We start from the raw sequence: 5,962 nt of genomic DNA, 5'->3' as shown, positions 1-5,962 counted from the left end.
GCGACGTCGTCGATGCCGAGGCCCCGGTGGTCGTCGGGGCTGAAGTCGTAGGTGCCGACCACGCCGACGACGCCGGTGCGCCGTTCGAGGGTCTCCTTGAGGGTGGTCCGGTCCCCGTCGTGGTGGGCGAGGGCGTCGGCCAGGACGTGCACCGCGTCGTAGGCCACGCCGGGGCCGAAGTCGGGCCTGCTGCCGAACCGGGCCTCGAAGTCGCGGTGGTAGGACTCCTCGAGCGCACGCGCCGGCGATGGGCGCTCGGACTGCTGCCACCAGAAGTCCTGGGTGGCGGGGATCAGCAGCGTCGGTGGGATGTAGTCCGCGACCCGGCCCAGGAAGGCGTAGGTCAGGTTCCCGTCGGTGGTGGCGACCGGGATGTCGAGGCCCAGCTGCGACACCCCCTTGAGGGCGACGGCGGCCGCGGCGCCGGTGCTCCAGACGATGAGTGCCTGGGGCTTCGCCGCGGCGAGCGCCTGCAGCTGCGAGGTGACGGACACGGCGCCGGGCTCGAACGTCGCCGTCCCCACGAGCTGCGTCCTCGGCATCTCGGCCGCGGCAGCCTGCAGCGACGCCGCGCCCTCCTGGCCGCTGGCATCGGTGCTGTTGAGCATGCCGATCCGCGTGATGCCCTCGGCCCGCCAGTGCTGGAGCGCGCGGCGGATGAGATCGGAGGTGGCGACGCTGGCGGACCACACGTGGCCGTCCGGCTTCGGCTTGATGCCCGGCGACAGGCAGTAGACGACCGTGCGGCTGCTCTCGGCCAGCGGGGTGATCGCGTTGCAGGTCGAGGACACCGACGGACCGACGATCGCGTCGACGTGTCCGACCATCCGGCGGGCCTGCAGGACGGCCTGGACCGGCGTGCTCTGGTCGTCGGCGACGACGAGCTCGATCCGCTTGCCGGCGACCCCGCCCTGGGCGTTGAGCGTGTCGGCCGCGAGCTGCGCGCCCTGCAGCTCACCGAGTCCCAGTTGGCTCGCCGATCCGGTCTGGCTGGTGATGACGCCCAGGCGGTAGACCGAGCCGTCGGCCGTCGCGGCGCCGCAGCCCGCGGCGGCCGGCGCGACGGCCACGGCCAGCGCGATCAGCGTGATGACGTGCCGCGACCCGCGCCGGCGACGGGCCGGGGGATCGGCCCCGTCGGGACCCGAGCGTATCTCCATCGATGCGCCTCATTCTGCTAGGCAGATAAAGTATCTGCACCGTAGGAAATGCGGCGGGAGTGGTCAAGCCTCCACGGCGTGCCCGTGGTCCCGGCGCGTGCCGACGGACGCGGTCCGGGGCTGAGACGGGCGGCCGGGGGTACGGGGGCGTACGAGGGTCGGGCGCATCCGGCGAGTCGCATCGTCGGGCAGTCGACGGGCGTGGCCGAGATCGGGAACGTGGACGAGAATCGCCCTCGAGCCGGCCGCCGCCGCAGGGCCGTCGAAGGGCCTCCTATCACCCTCTCCGGGTGATGGAACGCTGGTGGGACGGTGACACGGTGGTGCGTCTTCGACGAAGACGGGAGGGGACTGGTCCCGCTCCGCATCCCAGCCGTTCGGCACCTCGGCCACGCGCGATCCCAGGTCGCGCGCTGCCGGGGAACCAGCCCGTCCCGACGCGAGCCAAGGAGCCCCGAGGAGACCGCCCGACATGTCTGCCACGACCGAAGAATCAGCGGCCGCCCCTGCGATCCGGCCGTTCACGATCGAGGTGCCCGAGGCGGAACTCGAGGCACTGCGTGCGCGCATCGCGGCCACGCACTGGCCCGACAAGGAGACCGTCCCAGATCAGTCGCAGGGCGTGCAGCTCGCGACGAGTCAGGCACTCGCGCGCTATTGGGCGACGGATCACGACTGGCGCAGGTGCGAGGCGCAGCTGAACGCTCTCCCGCAGTTCATCACCGAGATCGACGGGCTGGACATCCATTTCATTCACGTTCGTTCGGAGCGCGGTGATGCTCTGCCGCTCATCGTCACACACGGATGGCCCGGCTCGGTCCTCGAGAACCTGAAGATCGTCGGTCCACTCACCGATCCCGTGGCACATGGCGCGAGCGAATCAGACGCTTTCCATCTGGTGATTCCGTCGGTGCCCGGCCACGGGTTCTCCGGCAAGCCGACCACGACCGGCTGGGGCCCCGACCGCATCGCACGGGCCTGGGTGGAGCTGATGAGACGCCTCGGATACACGCGGTACGTGGCGCAGGGCGGTGACTGGGGCGCGATCATCACTGAGTTGATGGGTGTACAGGCGCCACCGGAACTGCTCGGCATTCACTCCAACATGCCTGGCGCGGTTCCGCCCCACATCGACAGGGCGCTCCAGTCCGGCAACCCGCTGCCATCCGATCTCCCGGATGACGAAAGGCGTGCCTGCGAGCAGCTGGCCTTCGTCTACCAGCACATCGCCTATGCCCTCATGATGGGCGACCGCCCGCAGACGCTGACCGGATTGGCGGATTCACCCGTCGGTTTGGCGGACTTCATGCTCGACCATGACGCGCGTAGTCTGGACCTGATCTCACGGGTCTTCGCCGGACACCCCGAAGGTCTTACGCGGGACGATGTCCTCGACAACATCACGCTCTACTGGTTGACGAACACGGCGGTTTCTTCCGCTCGTCTCTACTGGGAGAACAAGTACCCCTTCTTCGCCGTCAAGGGCGTCTCCGTCCCGGTTGCCGTGAGCGTCTTTCCTGACGAGCTCTATCAAGCCCCGCGGAGTTGGGTCGAGCAGGCCTATCCCAAACTCGTCCATTACAACAAGCTCGACAGAGGCGGCCACTTCGCGGCCTGGGAGCAGCCGCAACTCTTCTCGGAGGAGATTCGCACGGGCTTCCGGTCACTTCGCTAGACGACCGTGTGCAAACGCCTGCACATGTCCCTCGCTCGGCGGCCCGAGTTGGTCGACTCCGAGCCACTCGGCCCTGGACCTGGCTACGACTCCCTGCAGGTGACCGAGCACCACTTCCAGGCGGACGGGCACAACCCGAGCCCCCTCATGGTGCTGGTGGCCGCCGCGGCGCTGAGCGGGGCGGGGCGGGGCGCAACACCGTCGCCCCGGACGGGGCGAACACCTGGACCGCCGCACCCGACGGCACCCAGCGCTACCTCGTCGCGGCGGCCCCCGCGAGCACGGTCGCGACCGCCTGCAGGCGCTCATGGTCCAGGCTCCGCGGGCCGCCTCCCCGGCCTGACGGCGCTCCACCGGCACCCGGCCGGGGATCGGTGCGCCGACCGCGTCACCCGCCGCCGCTCGCTCACCCGCCGCGGGTGGCGATCACGGGACAGGACCTGGATCGGGTGGTATCGGGGGCAGCGGTCCGGGCGGCGGGATCGGGCTGGGCGGTGGGCCCGGGAGCGGCCCGGGACCGGGTGGCTGCGGGTCCGGACCGGGCGGGATCGGCGGATCGGGAAGCGGTGGTTCGGTGCCGTGCGGCGTGGGCGCGACGGCGGTGAGGTCCTGCATCTTCTCTCCCTACCCCTGTTGTCGATCGCTGCTCGGAGGGATACCCGGCCGGCATCCGGAGATTCACGGCTCGTGGGAGCGCGCACACCGCGCAGCCTCGGAACGTGGCGGAGAGGCCGGGAACCGCGGGTCGACGGCGTCGCCTCAGGCCGCGGCGTTCTGCCCGGGGAGCCCCCAGGCGTCGGCGAGCAGCTCGTAGGAGTGTCGGCGTGCGACCGGATCGTGCGCGTAGGTGACGACGAGCAGTTCGTCGGCTCCGGTTCGGGCGACGAACTCGTCGAGGCCGTCGCGCACCACGTCGGGGGTGCCGACGAAGGAGACCTGGAGCGGGCCGTCCATGGCCGAGGCTTGTTGGGCGTCGAGCATGGTCCGCAGCTTCGGCAGCGGCGGGTCCAGTGGGGCCGGGGCACCGGAGGCGAGCCGCAGGAACATCTGCTGGATGGTGGTGAACAACGCCTCGGCGCTGTCCTGGTCGTCGGCGACCATGACGTTGACCCCGGCCATCACCGTCGGCCGGTCGACGGAGGCGAGTGGGCCGGAGGGGTCGAAGTTCGCGCGGTACACGGCGAGCGCTTCGTCGAGCTGGTAGGGCGCGAAGTGGCTCGCGAACGCGTAGGGGAGCCCGAGTCGTCCAGCCAGCTCCGCGCTCGACGTGGACGAGCCCAGCATCCACAGCGGGACCTCGGTGCCCTGGCCGGGGATCGCCCGCACCGCGCCCTGCCCGGGTCCGGCGGGCGCCAGGTACCGGGACAGCGTCCTGACGTCCTGCGGGAAGCTGTCGGTGTTCGCGGCACCGCGGCGTAGAGCCTGCGCGGTGCGCGGGTCCGTGCCCGGCGCCCGGCCGAGGCCCAGGTCGATGCGTCCCGGGTGCAGTGTGGCGAGCGTCCCGAACTGCTCGGCGACGGTGAGCGGCGCGTGGTTGGGCAACATGATGCCACCGGACCCGACGCGCATCCGGGACGTCGCCGAGGCCACCCTCTCGATGAGCAGCGCGGTGGCGGAGCTGGCGAAGGTGTCGCTGTTGTGGTGCTCGGCGAGCCAGAAGCGCTCGTACCCGAGATCGTCCACCGCCCGGGCGAGACGGGTGGTGTTCTCGAGCGCATCGGCGACGTCCTGGCCGCTCGACACCGGTGCGAGATCGAGGACGGACAACGGCACACGCTCGGTCGGGGTCGCCGAAGAGCCGGTGGGAGGGGTCATGTCGCCGGTTACCCCGCTGCGCATCAGCGAAGCCAGCCGCGCAGCAGCCGGGACACGACGGGCATCACGACGTAGGTCATCAGCGTCAGGATGACCAGCGGGAACAACGCCGCCCTCGCCCAGACCGGCCAGTCCGCCACGAGCGGGATGACGAACATCTGGAACAACAGCACGAGCGGATAGACCGCGACCACTGAGACGAGCCACTGCTTCCACCGGGGTGGCGGCCTCATCGTCGCCCCGGCGTGCGAGGGGACGTAGAACCAGGTCTCCAGGCCGGTGCGCTGCTGCACCGCCGTGCGTGTCTCGGCGATGTCCCGTACCTGCTCGTGCAGCGCGGCGCGTACCGGGGAGTCGAGCCAGCGCTGTAGCGCCTCCCGGTTCACGAACTGCTCGATGAGGTGGAAGTCGCGGCTGCCGTCCTCGTGGATGACCGTCGCACCGAGGTTGCCCGGGGTGCGCGTGGCCGCCAGGGTGAGGGTCTTGGCCCACTCGGCGAACTCCTCTTCCCGACCGGGCTTGGCGCGCCAGCTGAACACCACCGTCACCGGCTCCTCGGCCGCGTCACGGGGACGGGTCGCCCTGGGGCCGCCGCTCACCGTCGCCATCCGCCGAGCCTTCGCGCGGGAACGTCGACCGCACAGGTACCGATGAGTCCAGAAGCGGGGCTCCGGCTGAGCCTCGGATGCCCTTGTCCTCATGCCGGTGGGCGCCGGTCGGATGCCCGGTGGCCGGCACGAACGCGGCGAGTTGCCGGAGCGCTGGTGATTCTGCTGTCGCGGCTCCGATCTCTTTCACCGTCGAGGCGGACGACGACGACGAGGAGGACGCTGCACACCATGACCTCGGTGAGGGCCGGGCCGGGCCCGTGGGTCACTCTGCGCCTGACCGCGGCCGGGCAACGGGCCGGCGAGTGCCGGACATCCGCCCCTGAACGGGTCGAGCGTTAGGCCCCGCAGGGCGGAATCTGGCACACAGCTTGACCTCCCGGGGGCAGCAGAGGGCGCTCTCCGACGACTGACGCTCGTCGTGGCGCTCGACCTCCGCCCACCACCCTCCGGCCTGCGACCTCGACAGAACGCCAGCTCGGGGATACATCAGGTGCGTAATGCCGGCGCGCCGGTGATCGCCCCTGGCGGGAGGTTCCCCGGGTCTTGGGCGGTGCGGCCATGTGTCACTGTTTTGGGTCACGCTCCTACCGTGGAGGGCATGGCTGCTGCCCGGGGTGATCTGCCGAGGTCGGGACGTGATTTCGCTGTGACGCGCCGGGGTTACGCGCCTGGCGAGGTCGAGGAGGACCTGCGCGAGCTCG

General features: G+C 70.8%; 4 protein-coding genes. 1 reads left to right on the top strand and 3 read right to left on the bottom strand.

The features are described from left to right. The coding region (locus JWR81_RS08120) for an ABC transporter substrate-binding protein (protein WP_297648963.1) at window positions 1-1,160 on the bottom strand (1,160 nt) is incomplete at its 3' end. A gap of 472 nt (window positions 1,161-1,632) precedes the next feature. Here JWR81_RS08120 and JWR81_RS08115 point away from each other — a divergent pair. After that, entirely contained in the window at window positions 1,633-2,835 is a 1,203-nt protein-coding gene (locus JWR81_RS08115) for an epoxide hydrolase family protein (protein ID WP_297648960.1), read from the top strand. A 759-nt stretch (window positions 2,836-3,594) separates the two neighbouring features. Here the strand turns inward: JWR81_RS08115 and JWR81_RS08110 are convergent. Then, window positions 3,595-4,608 carry an LLM class flavin-dependent oxidoreductase gene (locus JWR81_RS08110; RefSeq protein WP_297648967.1) on the bottom strand — a complete coding sequence of 338 codons (1,014 nt, stop codon included), beginning with the start codon at window positions 4,606-4,608 and terminating at the stop codon, window positions 3,595-3,597. Window positions 4,609-4,673: 65 nt separating this feature from the next. Then, entirely contained in the window at window positions 4,674-5,258 is a 585-nt protein-coding gene (locus JWR81_RS08105) for an antibiotic biosynthesis monooxygenase (protein ID WP_297648956.1), read from the bottom strand. Between the last annotated feature and the right edge of the window lie 704 nt (window positions 5,259-5,962).

The sequence above is a fragment of the Pseudonocardia sp. genome, assembly GCF_025965585.1.
Classification (GTDB): domain Bacteria; phylum Actinomycetota; class Actinomycetes; order Mycobacteriales; family Pseudonocardiaceae; genus Pseudonocardia.
The sequence above is the reverse complement of the archived record's forward strand: the minus strand, read 5'-3'. Positions and strand labels throughout refer to the sequence as shown.

Bases quoted from the DNA above. Each gene is read 5' to 3' on its own strand.
- JWR81_RS08115 (WP_297648960.1), top strand. From the start codon at position 1,633: ATGTCTGCCACGACCGAAGAATCAGCGGCCGCCCCTGCGATCCGGCCG.
- JWR81_RS08105 (WP_297648956.1), bottom strand. From the start codon at position 5,258: ATGGCGACGGTGAGCGGCGGCCCCAGGGCGACCCGTCCCCGTGACGCG.